The organism is Protofrankia sp. Cas4 (assembly GCF_963555915.1).
GTDB lineage: Bacteria > Actinomycetota > Actinomycetes > Frankiales > Frankiaceae > Protofrankia.
This window is the reverse complement of record NZ_CAUVXL010000118.1, coordinates 1-13,146: the sequence shown is the minus strand read 5'-3', so window position 1 is coordinate 13,146 and position 13,146 is coordinate 1. Positions and strand designations below refer to the sequence as shown.

Below are 13,146 nucleotides of genomic sequence, written 5' to 3'. Positions count from 1 at the left end.
CCCGGGTCGGTTGGCGGTGGCGGTTAATATGGCGGTGGCGGTGGCGGTGGCGGTGAATGTGGGAGCATCCGTGACGTGGTCAACGGAGACGACGCACGGCTGCCCACGGTCTTTGTCAGCTACACACAGGCCGATCGAACGTGGGCCGAGTGGATAGCCTGGGAACTCGACGGCGCCGGGTATGACGTACGGATTCAGGCGTGGCATTCAGCGCCGAGCACGAACTGGGCGGCATGGATGCAGCGGACCGTCAACGAGGCCGACCACACGCTGGTCGTGTTGTCACCGGACGCGCTTCGTTCGGATTATGTCGAGGCGGAGTGGCAGGCCGCTTTCCGGGATGACCCGCTGGGACGTCGGCGGCGCCTGATCCCGGTCCGCGTGGCGCCGCTTGAACGTCCCGGACTGCTCGGCGGCTACACATGGATCGATCTTGTCGGCCTGTCGGAGGACCCGGCCCGAGCCGCATTGTTGAGCGGGGTCCGGGCTGCGCACACCGATGGTGTCCGTCCTGCGCAGCAGCCGGCCTATCCGGGTGGCTCACACCCGGGTGGCTCACACCCTGGAGGATCGCATCCGGATGGTGGCACGGTCGGGGAGGCGCCGGCATTTCCGGGCGGGCAGTACCGGTCGGCGACGGCGCGCTTTCTCGACATCGTCGAGCAGGCCTGCGGCGACAGGTATCCAGGTGCGATCATACGGCGGGTTGCGCAGGACGATCCCGTTGCGGCCCATCTGTTCGTCACCCGGGAGGAGTCGGGATTCGTGCGGCGGTGGCCGGTGGGGATCGCGCCGGCCGGCCTGAACGGAGCGACCTTCGACCAGTTTGTCGAACAGGTACACGAACAGTATGAGGAACGTGATCCCGAGGTCGAGTCCGAGCTGGTCCACGGCGGGGAGGTCACCGACGCGGCGCTGGTACGGCGGGCCCGACGCCGTGGCGTCCTGGTCCGCAGCGTGCCCGAGTTCCAGCAGCTGTGGGATCCGCGCCGATACCTGCGCCGCCAGGCCGTCCGGCTGGAGGACGACGTTCGCTACCGGCCGTCGCTGTACGTGCCGCAACGCTATGTCCGGCTGGACCAGGCCGGCTCCCCCGACCCGGACGACAACGTCTTCGACGCGGTGGTGGACTGGCTGGACGCCGAGTCGGCCCGGCTGATCCTCGTGCTGGGAAACTTCGGTCACGGCAAGACGTTCCTGTTACGGGAGCTTGCCCGTCGGCTCCCGAGAATCCTGCCGAATCTGGTACCGGTATTCATCGAACTGCGGGCACTGGAGAAGAACCACAGCCTGGACGCGCTGTTGGCCCAGCATCTGGCGGTGGCCGGCGAGGAGTCCATCGACATCCGCGCGGTGCGCCGGATGCTGGCACGCGGGCAGCTGGTGTTGCTGTTCGACGGCTTCGACGAGCTGGCGATACAGGTCACCTACGATCGGGCCGCCGAACACCTGCGGACGATTCTCACCGCGGTGACCGGGCGAGCCAAGGTCGTGCTGAGCAGCCGGACCCAGCATTTCGCCTCGGACACCCAGTGGCGCACCACCCTCGGCGACGAGGTCCACCTGGTAGCGGGCAGCAGGCTAGTCGAACTCGGCGATTTCGCGGACAACCAGATCCGCGACTTCCTCAGCCGTCTCTACGGCGGGGATACCAGCGCCGCCGACCGTCGCCTCGAGCTGATCCGTGACATCAAAGATCTCCTCGGGCTTTCCCGCAACCCCCGCATGCTGTCCTTCATCGCAGACCTGGACGAGGACGAACTGCGCGCGGTGCGGGCCGCCGGCGGTGGAATCAGCTCCGCGGACCTGTACGAGAATCTGATCGCGCGATGGCTGCGTTTCGAGGTGAACCGGCGGCGTCCGACGCTGGGGGCCATACCCGGGCTGGACGTCGACCAGATCCGCCGGGCGGTGACCGCGCTCGCCCTGCAGCTGTGGCGTGGCGCCGAGCGGGACATGGACCTCAGCCGGTTGGAGGAAACCGCCCGGCTGGCCTTGGCCGACATGGCCCGCGGCCGGCTCGACCCGGCACAGGCGGTACACGAGATCGGCGCGGGCAGCCTGCTGGTCCGCGGCGACGAGGACCGGTTCGGGTTCGTCCACTCGTCGGTGATGGAATATCTCGTCGCGCTGGAAGTCGCCCGGCTGCTGCACGACGGTGAGCCGGTGACCGGGCTGCTCGCGAGCCGCGACATGTCGGCGCTGATGGCCGACTTTCTCTGCGGCGCGGCCGGCCGGACCGAAGCCGAGAACTGGGCCCGGACGGTCTACGAGGACCCGGCCGCGACCGACGCCGCCAGGGCCAACGCACTGGCGGTCACCCGGCGGCTACAGATCCGCAGCATCCGCGTCCGCCTGGCCGGGCAGGACCTGCGCGGCAAGGACGACGAGCTCTCCGGCCTCGACCTGCGGTTCGCGGACCTCTCCGGCGCCGACCTGACCGGCGTGCGGCTCCACGACGCCGATCTGACCGGCGCGAACCTGACCGGTGCCCGGCTGGTCGACGCCGTGCTGCATTCCGTCGTCCTGAACCGGGCTGATCTCTGCGGTGCAGATCTGACCGGCGCGCGTCTGATCAAGGGCGCTATGCACGGCGCCGCGCTCGAGCGGAGCAGGTGGCGCCGGGCCGCTCTACTGGGTGTCGAGATCGACGCGCCGACGCTGGCCAGACCCGAGCTCGCCGAGGTCGCCGTCGCCGGCCGCGACCCGGTACGGGTGGTGCTCAGGCCGCCCGGGGCACAGATCCGGGCGGTCGTGTTCAGCCCGTCCACAACGCTGCTCGCCGCCGCGTGGGGCCCGGTCATCGCGATGATCGAACCCTGGACCGGCCGGGTGGTGCGCACCCTGACCGGGCACGTGGGCGAGGTGCGTTCGGTGGCGTTCAGCCCGGACGGCACCGTGGTGGCCTCGGGATCCGCCGACGGGACCATCCACCTGTGGGACGCCCTCGCCGATGACGCGCGGGTCGTCCGGCGCATCGACGCCGGCGCCGGCGAGGTGCGCTCGGTGGCGTTCAGCCCGGACGGCACCGTGGTGGCCTCGGGATCCGCCGACGGGACCATCCACCTGTGGAACGCCGCCACCGGCGAGGCGCAGCTCACCGCGCAGGGCCACGCCGGCGGGGTCGGATCGGTCGCGGTCAGTCCGGACGGCACTCTGCTCGCGTCCGGTGGCGCGGATCAGATCGTCCGGATCTGGGACACGGCCACCGGTGAGGTCCGCCACGCCATGGCGGGCCACGCAGGCTGGGTGGAGTCAGTGGCGTTCAGCCCGGACGGCAGGCAATTGGCAACGGGTGGATTCCGACTGATCCGTCTGTGGGACGTCGCCACCGGCGAGCAGACCGGCGTGCTGCCGGGCCATGCCGGCGGCGTCTGGTCGGTGGTCTTCAGCCCGGACGCCGCGACGGTCGCCTCCGGCGGTGCCGATGACTCCGTGCGGCTGTGGCGGCTGACCACCCAACGGCACGGAATCCTGGCCGGGCACGGGCATTCCGCCCGGGTCTGGTCGGTGGCCTTCAGTCCGGACGGCACCCTGCTGGCGTCCGGTGGTGCGGACGGGACCGTCCGCGTCTCCGAAGTCGCCACCGGCCGCCGGCTGAGCTCCCTGCACGCCCCGGCGGGACCTGGCGTATCGGCGGCGCTCAGCCCGGACGGCACGCTGCTGGCAGCGGGCGGCGCCGGTCCGGCCCTGCGGGTGTGGGAGGTCGCGACCGGTCGGCAGCTCGGCGCCCTCGCCGGGCCGCCCGGCGGGTCCAGCGGACGGATGCGCAGCGTCGGCCCGGTCGCCTTCAGCCCGGACGGGAGGCTGCTCGCCGGTGGCGAGGCGGCGGATCCTCGCGCGGACGGGTCTGTCCGGCTGTGGGAGGTCACGACCGGTCGTCCGCTCGCCGTCCTGCCCGGTCACGACCGTGGACTCGCCGCGGTGGTCTTCAGTCCCGACGGCCGCTGGCTCGCGTCCCGCGACGGACCGGGCCGGCTGCGCCTGTGGGACGTGACAGACCCCGGCAGCGCCATCGAAAAATCCCAGCTCGCGCCGCCGGACTGCCAGGGCATCCACGGTCCGGTCGCCTTCACCCCGGCCGGCCACCTGCTTGCGGCGACCGGTGACGGATCAATATTGCGGTGGGATGTGGCCGCGGGCCGGGAGCTGGCGCGACTGCCGGGAGACGGCGCTGCCATCCGCACCCTGGCCGTTCACGTGGACGGGGGGCTGCTCGCCGCCTCCGACGGTGACCGGATACGGCTGTGGGATCTCCCCTCGGCCCGGAGCGTCAAACTGATTGGCATCGACCCCGGGATGGACTCCGGTCCGACCGGCCTGGTCCGCCCGGTGGCGCTGCGCCCGGACGGCACGCTGCTGGCGTCCGGTGGTGCGGACGGGACGATCCGGCTGCACGAACCGGCCACGGGCCTGTCCGTGTCCCGTCTCGGCGGCCATGTCGGCGCGGTCCACACAGTTGCCTTCACCCCGAATGGCGCGCTGCTCGTCTCCGCAGGCGCGGACGGGACGGTTCGGCTGTGGGATGTCCGGTCCGCCCGCCCCCTCTCGACCATGCTCGGCCTGGGTGAAGGCGGCTGGTGTCTTGTGCTGCCCGACGGCGGGTACCAGCTGGCCGGCGACCTCGCGGACGCATTCTGGTGGGTGCTGCGTGACTGTGCGTTCGGTCCGGGCGAGCTGGACGGTGTTCATACCGGCGTCCGACGCCTTGGTGACCGCGAGCAGCCTCCCGGGCTCACCGCCTACCCGAGAGTTTCCGGGACGGTTCTCGGAATCCCGATCGGTGGCGTCGGCGCCGACCGGAATTCCGACTCCAGCGCCGGACCCGCCGAGCCGCCGAGTGCGGGCCGGCGCCCATGGCGACGCCGGCCCCGGTAATTCCGGGCTGTACTCGCTACTTCAGGGAGATCGACTTATCGAGGAACTGGTTGGTCACCAGGTCCGCCGGGGCCAGCCCCGCCTTCGGCTCGGTGCCTTTGGCCTTGAAGACCGGTGTAAGCCGGCCGATCAGCCCCTGGACGCGCGCGGTGTCGAAGCTGCCCAGCACCCCGTCACTACCATTGGCGATCAGCTTGAGCTCCTTCTGCTTCGCGCTGGCGTCCGCGACCAGACCGGCCGAAAGGCTGAACCCGCTCGTGTTCATCTTGCTGACGATGTCGAGTAGGAGCTGGTTTGTCGGGCCGGGAGCTGCGACGTAGTCACTCTGCGCCTGCTGGAACAACGGCACGAGCTTGGCCAGGCAAGCGCTGTTGGCCGCCAGCTTGTCCTGTCGGATGGACAGTGCGGACTGATATACCGGGTACTCGTCGACAAGCAGGTATTTAACCGGCTTATTCCAGGCTTTCACATCATGTTCAAGGTGGTAGGGCTCGTTTGTGACGAAACCATGTTGCACGATCTTCCCGTCGGCTGCGACGAAACGGTCCGGGCTGCCCTGGTAGGACGGATCGACCTGCGACTTGTTCAGCAACCCCTCCCGTTCGAGGACGTCCACGGAGCTCGCGGCCGCGTAGGCCAGCACCGGCGCTCCCGACCGGCCGATATCGGCGATGCTCGTGAAGTTCCAGCTGGGGTCTCCCCAGAGAAAGACCTCCGGGTTCCTGTCATAGGACGAGAAGACCGCCACCGTCGGCGCCTTTCCCGAGTTCTGGATCGCCTCGTCCGTGCCGACATAACCGAGCAGGATGTTGTCATCCTGGGCCAGGAGCGCGGAGGGCTGCTGGTAGCCGGCTGCCGGACCACCAGACCTGATCTCGAGGTTGACCCCGGTACCGCCAAGCTGGCCGATCACCCGATTCTTGTTCTTGTCGATCGTCGGGTTCGGGCCGAGAAGCTGGTAGGTGAACCCTTGGTCCGCCTCCGGCCACCAGCTCGTCTGGACGACGACCGTGCTCGGGCAGAGCCCCTTCAGCGGCGTGGTGTAGCGAGACGTGGTCGCGGTGCCGCTGCCGGTACCCGTGCCGGTCGACGCGCCGGCCGGGCTGGTTCCGTCTGATCCATTCCCTGAGCCGCACCCGGCCAAGGCCAATGCCAGCAGGGCGACGCACGCAGCCGCTGCCCCGGTACCACGGTCAAGTCTTGATAGTCGCATTGCTCTCCTCGACAGGGGAACGGGAGTGATGGTGGGACGAGCGCGCACCGCCGTCTGGTCCGTCCACTGTGTCGTCACCAGTATCAGACCAATGCCGGACCAATATCGGACCAATACCTGACCAATACCGGAGCGGGCCGATAACCAGGCCCTGCCCCCCAGCGGACAATCGGACCCAACGACAGTAACGCGGGGTTGTCGCAGGTCAACAGAAACAGATTCGCGGATGCGATGGCGACTAAGGACGTGGCAGCCGGTGCCCGCCTCGTCTACCACGTAAGGTCCTTTCGACCGAAAGCGGGGGTGATGACCGACTGCATCAGAGTGGTCCTCATTGTAGCGTTATCAGGCGCACGTCCCGCGATCCACACCTGGTCGGTGGCAGGCTGGCGAGGCAGCGATCGCTGGGCACTGATCGCCGGGCACTGATTGCCGGGCACTGATCGCCGTGCGCCGAAGCTGGCCAGGCCAACAGGGCATCGTGGCGGGCGACTGGTTGCCGTCGGGCGCTGAGGGCTACATTTGTAGTCAATCAGACTCGGATTTGTAAGGAGAAACATCGTCGTGGAAGAGGGCTCACCGACCGCCGGCAGTTCCGACCGGCAACAGCATTTCGAAACCCCCGCCGACTCGGCCGCTGCACCCCGGTCCTGGGACTTCAAAACCGCCGCGGTGTCGGCGGGCTCACCTCCGGGTGACGACTCCGACCAGGACGAAGCGCCCGTCATCAGCACGACCGTTGCGCACAATGCCAGAGTCTGGAACTACTGGCTGGGTGGCAAGGACCATTACCCCGTCGACCGCGAGGTGGGCAACCAGGTTCTCGAAATCTTCCCGGGCATCGGCCGCGTGGCCCGCGCAGACCGGGCGTTCCTCGGCCGCGCGGTCCGGTACCTTGCCGGCGAGGTCGGGATGCGCCAGTTCCTGGACATCGGCACCGGGCTACCCACCGCCGACAACACCCACGAAGTTGCCCAGCGGGTGGCTCCGGATTCACGGATCGTCTACATCGACAATGATCCCCTGGTCCTGGTGCACGCTCGTGCCCTGCTCATCGGCACCGTTGAGGGCGCCACCGACTACATCAACGCCGACGCCCGCAACCCCGATAAGATCTTGCTTGCCGCGGCGAAAACACTGGACTTCAGCCAGCCGATCGCGATCATGATGCTGGGAGTCCTGAACTTTGTCCTGGACACCGACGAGGCGGTCGCGATTGTGGATCGGCTGGTGGGCGCCGTACCTGCCGGCAGCTACCTGGTGCTCGCGCACCCCACCGGTGAACTGGGCGGCGAAGAGAACGCCGAATCCATGAAGTTCTGGAACGAGAACGCCACGCCTCCGATCACCCCACGCAGCCGCCAGGAGGTCACTCGTTTCTTCCGTCACCTGGAATTGCTGGAACCCGGTATCGTGTCCTGTTCGCGCTGGCGGCCCGAACCGCCCGACGTGGATAGCCTTCCGGCGGAAGTGCCTCAGTTCGGCGCCGTCGCGCGAAAGCCCTGACGCGCCGGGAACCCGCTGTCCCCCGTCGATCGACGACGTCAATCGACGACGTCAGTCGACGGGGGACCGTGCGCCTCGGCTCGCTGATCGAACGGAAGATGCAAAACAGGCTCTGCAGACAGGCGCTAACGCCGTCCGGACTCGTGCCACGGCCCGACGATCACGTGAGCGGCCAGGCCGAACAACCAGAACACGGCGAGGCCGAAAACGGACGAGACGATGACCGCCACGAACATCGGCCCGGAGTCCAGGCTCCGGGTGTAGTCGTCTATGAGCCGACCGATGCCCGGTTCCCCCTGACGGAAGAAGAAGTCGCCCACGATGGCGCCGATCACCGACAGGCCCGCGGAGATGCGGAGCCCGGTGAAGACCGCGGGAAGGGCGCCGGGGAATTCCAGCCGGCTCAGCCGTCGCCACCGGCTGGCTCGTCGCAGCGTAAACAGGTCATGATGACCGGAATCCACGGATCGGAGGCCGAAAAGCGTATTCGTAATGATCGGGAAGAGCGCGATCAGGACGCACACCATGGTCTTGGACCAGAATCCGTAGCCGAACCAGAAGCCGATCAGCGGGCCGATCGCCAAAATCGGGATAGTCTGCAGCACCACAGCCCAGGGGTAGAACGCACGCTCGATCCAAGACGCCTGACTCATCAGGATCGCGAACACCATTCCGAGCGCCGACGCTATCGCCAGACCGACAAGAGCGACCGTCGCGCTTACGACCAGCGCCGAGAGGATTTCGTGGAACCTGGCCCAGTCCAGAAAACCTTCCGCCACCACCTGATGCGGCGGCGGTAACAGAAATCGTCGGCGGGGGGCAAAGAAAGCGTAGGTCACCAGGTACCAGACGCCGACCACGACCGAGAAGACGACAATCGGGGGCAGCACCGTGCGCACCGCACCGGCCAGCCGGGAGGGCCTGCGTGGCGAGGTTTTCACCGACGCCGCCGCCAGGGACGCCGATTCGTCTACTGCGGTCATGCCAACGATTCCCGCAGCGCTTCGGAAACGCTCAGTGCGGTCCGGGTGAAGGCCGCGTCGAAGCGCAGCTTTCCATCCCGTGGATAGTCGAACGGCACCTCGATCCGCGCGAGCACGCGGCCCGGCCGGGCCGAGAGAACCACGACCCTCGTGGCAAGCAGAACCGACTCCATCACCGAATGCGTGACAAACAAGCCGGCGAAACGCTCCCGCGTGTACAGCCGCAGCAACTCGTCTCCGAGACGTTCCCGGGTGATCTCGTCGAGTGCGCCGAACGGTTCGTCGAACAGGAACAGTGACGGGCGCACGGTGAGCGCGCGCGCGAGCGACACACGCATCCGCATCCCACCGGACAGCGCCTTCGGACGGTGCCGCTCGAAGCCTGTCAATCCGGTCAGCGCAATGGCGTCGGCGACCAAGCGCCGCCGTTCCTCCTTCGCAACACCGTCGAGCTCGGCAAGCAGGCCGACATTCGCCTCGACGGTCCGCCACGGCAGCAGCGTGGGGTCCTGGAAGACATAGCCGGGGACGGCCGAGCCGACCGCCACCGTCCCGGACGACGCATCAGTCAGGCCCGACGCTATCCGTAGCAGCGTGGACTTGCCCGAACCCGAGGGCCCGACCACTGCCACGATCTCGGCGTCACCGACCGTCAAGGACACGTCCTGCAACGCCTGGGTCCCGTCCGGAAAGGTCTTCGCCACATCCTGGAACGACAATGCCGTACCCGGTGGGGCTGGCCGCACCGACGACACACGTTTCTCCTCGGGCTTCAGAGCCTGTTTCAGATCTTCCGGCTCGCCACGCAGGTCCTTCCGACCGAGGGGTCAGACGATGACCAATTGCGTCAACCTGGTTGCATCGTAGCGCCATGCGCCGCGCCCCGGTGCCAGCTACCCGGCGTCTCGGGGCCGCCGGGCGCGCAGCGCCTCGGATCTACGGCGCCAGAACGAGCGACCCGCACCCGGGCACTGCTCGCATGCCGGGGATCGGCGCGTCCGCCCGGATGGAGAAGGCCTGCCGCGAGATCAGGACCATCGTGCTGCCCACGAACCGGTACCGGCGCACCTCGCCCTGAAAGCTCTGATCGTTGTCGTTGGATGTGCTGGAAGCCTGCACGATCGCGGCTGTCGGCGGCTGGCACGCCCAGGTGAACTGGTTACGCACGCTGGCGCCGTAGCTGAGGTGCGCCTGTTCCCCGTCCATCGTCAGCTGGCGAAGGTGTCCGTCGACGTAGCGCAGGACCGTGTCGATCTGCGCCGAGGCTCCCATGATCATACGGACGAACACCTCGGCGTGGCCATCGCCATCGGCGTCCGCCGTGCCGAGAAGCTTCTGGTCGCCCGCAATCCCCGGCCCCAGGTTCACCACGTCGCTGCCGCCGCCCGAGTAGTGCACGGCCAGCGCTCCCCCGGCGGACAAGGTCACCTGGTCCGGTCTGCCGTCACCGTCGACGTCCCCGTCATGTGCGGGCCGGGCCGGGCCGGCGGACGTCGCGACAGCAGTGGAGGTAGGCCGGGTGGCCGGCTGTGTGGCCGGAGTGTTCGAGGTGTTACCTGCGCTGGCGACCGACTGCACGCTGGCCTGGCCGGCGCTCGGTTTCCCGCCGCTCGCATCCGATGCGATGGGTCCGCATCCGGACAGGAATACGGCGAGAAACGCAACCGCTGTCAGCGGAACGATAGATCGTGTAGCACGCATAGTCGGCCCCCAGATACCCCGTCGGTGGTCTCCCTATAAAAGACGCCGCGGTCACAACATGGTTGCGGACTGTCGCCCGTCAGACAGCAGCCTGGATACCGCCTTGGGTAATCACGCCGCCCACACCCCCTTCCACTCGTCACGGCGGTACCACCAATGACACAAGGATCTTCTCGTCCTAGCCTGATGTCGTGGCAGGGACCTATCACCTTCTGATGATCTGCGGCAGCCTTCGCGCGGGGTCTACCAACGCGGCGCTCCTTCGCACGGCGCAGGCCGTCGCACCCGACGGCCTGGTGGCCGATGTCTACGGCGGGATGGGTGGCCTACCGCAGTTCAATCCAGATGATGATCGGGAGCCCGCACTGCCCGCTGTCGCCGACCTGCGTGCCCGGATCAGTGCCGCGGACGCCGTCGTCTTCTGCACGCCGGAGTACGCCGGCGGCCTCCCTGGATCCCTGAAGAACCTCCTCGACTGGACCGTCGGAAGCGGGGAGCTGTATCGAAAGCACGCAGCGTGGATCAACGTCTCCACCACCACCGGCGCCGTCCACGCCCACGCGTCGCTGCGCACCGTCCTTGGCTACGTCGGCGCCGACCTCATCGAACAGGCGTGCACCCACCGTCCCGTACCCCGACACGCCATCGGCCCCGACGGAATGATCAGAGACCCGGAGATCCGGGCGGACGTACTCGACGTTCTCAACGCCCTGGCCAGACGCCTCGACGGCACCGACAAGCCGACCGGCGTCCGCGACCCGCTCGACCCACCGGACTCCGGGCCGTCGCCGAACGGTCCGTAGCGTGTGCTGGATCGACTTCCGTACGTCGGCCAGGCAGACGAACAGGTAGAGGCTCTCGGCAGATGACAGTGACCCGCCGACGCGGCTGTGGGCGATGGGCTGGCCGGGGCATCGGGTGGCCATCCCGTCTCGGTGCCGTGCGGCACCGCCTCATTCACCACCTGCGCCGCGTCGCTCGCTGCACCAGAATGACGCCCGCAGGATGACGGCCCTCCCCCCGCTCCTGGGCAAGGCTGTCGAACTCACCGGAACCTTCGCACGGCCCCGGGCACGAGTGGAAGGTAGACGTACATTCTCTGTCCGATTTTCGGCTTTTTGGGATGTCAACCTTCCACTCGTCACAGCGGCACAACCAAGGACACAATGATCTTCTCATCGAAGCGGGGCTCGGCCGCGCGCCGAAACGACTTGCCAAGGAGTACCTCGACACCTCGCCGTAAGACGCGCATCCGCATCGGCATGAATTAGTTGATCATGCACAACCGGCCCCCTGACGCGGGCAGGGGCACCAGCGCCCACACTGATCCGTATGTTGCGTGCCGTGACGGCGACCCGCTACGCCACCCCGCTGCGGGAGGGCGGCAGCCTGCCCGGCCTCATGGAGGGCGACGACCTCGGCACGTGGGTGGTGAAGTTCCGGGGAGCGGGCCAGGGTCCCAAGGCGCTCGTCGCCGAGGTCGTAGTGGGCGAACTCGCCCGGGCGCTGGGGTTGCCCGTGCCCGAACTGGTCGTGATCGCCCTCGACCCGCAGCTTGGCCGGACCGAGCCGGATCAGGAGATCCAGGAGCTGCTGCGAGCCAGCGCGGGCAGCAACCTCGGCATGGACTACCTGCCCGGTTCCATCACCTACGATCCACTCGCCTTCCAGGTCGACCCGGCCCTCGCCGCCCGAGTGCTCTGGCTGGACGCGCTGACCCTGAACGTGGACAGGTCGTGGCGGAACCCGAACCTGCTCGTCTGGGGCAGGCGGCTCTGGCTCATCGACCACGGCGCGGCGCTGTACGTACACCACAACTGGTCCGGGGCGGCCGGCGCGGTCGACCGGGTGCTGCCGCGCTGGCAGGAGCACGTCCTGCTGCCCGGAGCCGACGCCCTGACAGCCGCGGACGCGGAGCTCGCCCCACTCGTCCAGGCGGACCTGCTGGGCGAGGTGCTCGCCCAAGTCCCGCCGGCGTGGCTGGACGTCACCCCGGACGTCTACGTCGACTGGCTGCTCGCCCGGGTCGGCGGTGACCGGCCGTGGTTGCGCGCGATGACGCTGTCGGTGGACCTCGACGACCCGCCGGCGGCCCGGTCGGGCAACCAGCCCGCCAACCAGCCGGCCGGACCGCCGGCGTGGCTGCGGGCGGCCCGCGGTGGCTGACCTGTTCGAATACGCCGTGGTACGGGTCGTCCCGAGGGTCGAACGCGGTGAGTGTGTGAACGTCGGGGTGGTGCTGTGGTGCCAGCGCGCCGGCTACCTGCAGGCCCGGTGCGCGGTCGACGCCGACCGGCTGACCGCCCTCGACCCGTTCCTCGACCACACCGTGGTGTCCGCGAACCTCGCCGCGTTCGAGCAGGTGTGCACAGGCGGGCCGGCGGCGGGCCCGGCCGGCGCGCTGCCGCCGGGTGAGCGGTTCCGGTGGCTGACGTCACCACGGAGCACGATCGTGCAGACATCGCAGGTGCACAGCGGTCTCACCGACGACCCGGTTGCCGAGCTGGGCCGGCTCGTCACGCTGCTCGTCGACCGTCCCGGCCCGGTCCCTACCCCACCAGCTCCACACTGCAAAAGGATGTCGCCGCACGCGCCAGGCGACCGTCAGAGGTCACGAGGGTGAGGTCGCGGTCGATCGTAGCCAGGAGCTGCTGGTTCCGGCCGAACTGCGCCTGACGGGTGAGTACACCCAGCAGGAATGCCTGCAGAGACCAAGAGCGACCGGCAATAGCGGACGCGGCGTCGCGGGGCTCGGCGTCCTGACGCAGCGCGTCCCGTATGTCCTCAGGCACGTCCCGAATCGTCAAGGTAACAATTATGCCTGCAATATGCAGGCGATATGTAGTCTCCGTCAAGTCACAGCGT

The 13,146-nt window shown here is 68.4% G+C and carries 9 protein-coding genes; 5 read left to right on the top strand and 4 right to left on the bottom strand.

Annotation, left to right across the window (positions count from 1 at the left end; translation table 11 throughout):
• Positions 1-75 precede the first annotated feature (75 nt).
• Complete coding sequence (locus tag U9979_RS10940; RefSeq protein ID WP_322779283.1) at positions 76-4,878, top strand: TIR domain-containing protein; 4,803 nt, start codon at positions 76-78, stop codon at positions 4,876-4,878.
• A 16-nt stretch (positions 4,879-4,894) separates the two neighbouring features.
• On the opposite strand, the gene U9979_RS10935 is transcribed toward U9979_RS10940, so the two are convergent.
• Positions 4,895-6,091 (bottom strand): hypothetical protein, encoded by a 1,197-nt coding sequence (locus U9979_RS10935; RefSeq protein ID WP_322753118.1) that lies wholly within the window; start codon positions 6,089-6,091, stop codon positions 4,895-4,897.
• A 726-nt stretch (positions 6,092-6,817) separates the two neighbouring features.
• Here U9979_RS10935 and U9979_RS10930 point away from each other — a divergent pair.
• Positions 6,818-7,597, top strand: a complete 780-nt coding sequence (locus U9979_RS10930; protein ID WP_416219941.1) for an SAM-dependent methyltransferase — start codon at positions 6,818-6,820, stop codon at positions 7,595-7,597.
• A 125-nt stretch (positions 7,598-7,722) separates the two neighbouring features.
• On the opposite strand, the gene U9979_RS10925 is transcribed toward U9979_RS10930, so the two are convergent.
• The 3 genes from U9979_RS10925 to U9979_RS10915 form a co-directional block, all read right to left on the bottom strand.
• On the bottom strand, positions 7,723-8,580 hold the full coding sequence (locus tag U9979_RS10925) for an ABC transporter permease (protein ID WP_322779281.1): 858 nt from the start codon (positions 8,578-8,580) through the stop codon (positions 7,723-7,725).
• A complete protein-coding gene (locus tag U9979_RS10920) occupies positions 8,577-9,335 on the bottom strand; it encodes an ABC transporter ATP-binding protein (protein ID WP_322779280.1) in 759 nt (252 codons plus the stop codon). The genes U9979_RS10925 and U9979_RS10920 overlap by 4 nt, the downstream gene beginning before the upstream one ends.
• A gap of 181 nt (positions 9,336-9,516) precedes the next feature.
• Positions 9,517-10,281, bottom strand: a complete 765-nt coding sequence (locus U9979_RS10915; protein WP_322779279.1) for a VCBS repeat-containing protein — start codon at positions 10,279-10,281, stop codon at positions 9,517-9,519.
• Positions 10,282-10,472: 191 nt separating this feature from the next.
• Here U9979_RS10915 and U9979_RS10910 point away from each other — a divergent pair, with 191 nt between their 5' ends.
• From U9979_RS10910 to U9979_RS10900, 3 genes are all read left to right on the top strand, one after another.
• Positions 10,473-11,084, top strand: a complete 612-nt coding sequence (locus tag U9979_RS10910; RefSeq protein ID WP_322779278.1) for an NADPH-dependent FMN reductase — start codon at positions 10,473-10,475, stop codon at positions 11,082-11,084.
• Between the two features lie 529 nt (positions 11,085-11,613).
• Positions 11,614-12,447 carry a HipA family kinase gene (locus U9979_RS10905; protein ID WP_322779277.1) on the top strand — a complete coding sequence of 278 codons (834 nt, stop codon included), beginning with the start codon at positions 11,614-11,616 and terminating at the stop codon, positions 12,445-12,447.
• Positions 12,440-12,904 (top strand): DUF3037 domain-containing protein, encoded by a 465-nt coding sequence (locus tag U9979_RS10900; RefSeq protein ID WP_322751853.1) that lies wholly within the window; start codon positions 12,440-12,442, stop codon positions 12,902-12,904. Before U9979_RS10905 ends, U9979_RS10900 begins: the two co-directional genes overlap by 8 nt.
• Positions 12,905-13,146: the final 242 nt, after the last annotated feature.

Excerpts from the sequence above, each read along its gene's own strand:
- U9979_RS10935 (WP_322753118.1), bottom strand. The coding sequence starts at position 6,091 with ATGCGACTATCAAGACTTGACCGTGGTACCGGGGCAGCGGCTGCGTGC.
- U9979_RS10925 (WP_322779281.1), bottom strand. The coding sequence starts at position 8,580 with ATGACCGCAGTAGACGAATCGGCGTCCCTGGCGGCGGCGTCGGTGAAA.
- U9979_RS10915 (WP_322779279.1), bottom strand. The coding sequence starts at position 10,281 with ATGCGTGCTACACGATCTATCGTTCCGCTGACAGCGGTTGCGTTTCTC.
- U9979_RS10905 (WP_322779277.1), top strand. The coding sequence starts at position 11,614 with ATGTTGCGTGCCGTGACGGCGACCCGCTACGCCACCCCGCTGCGGGAG.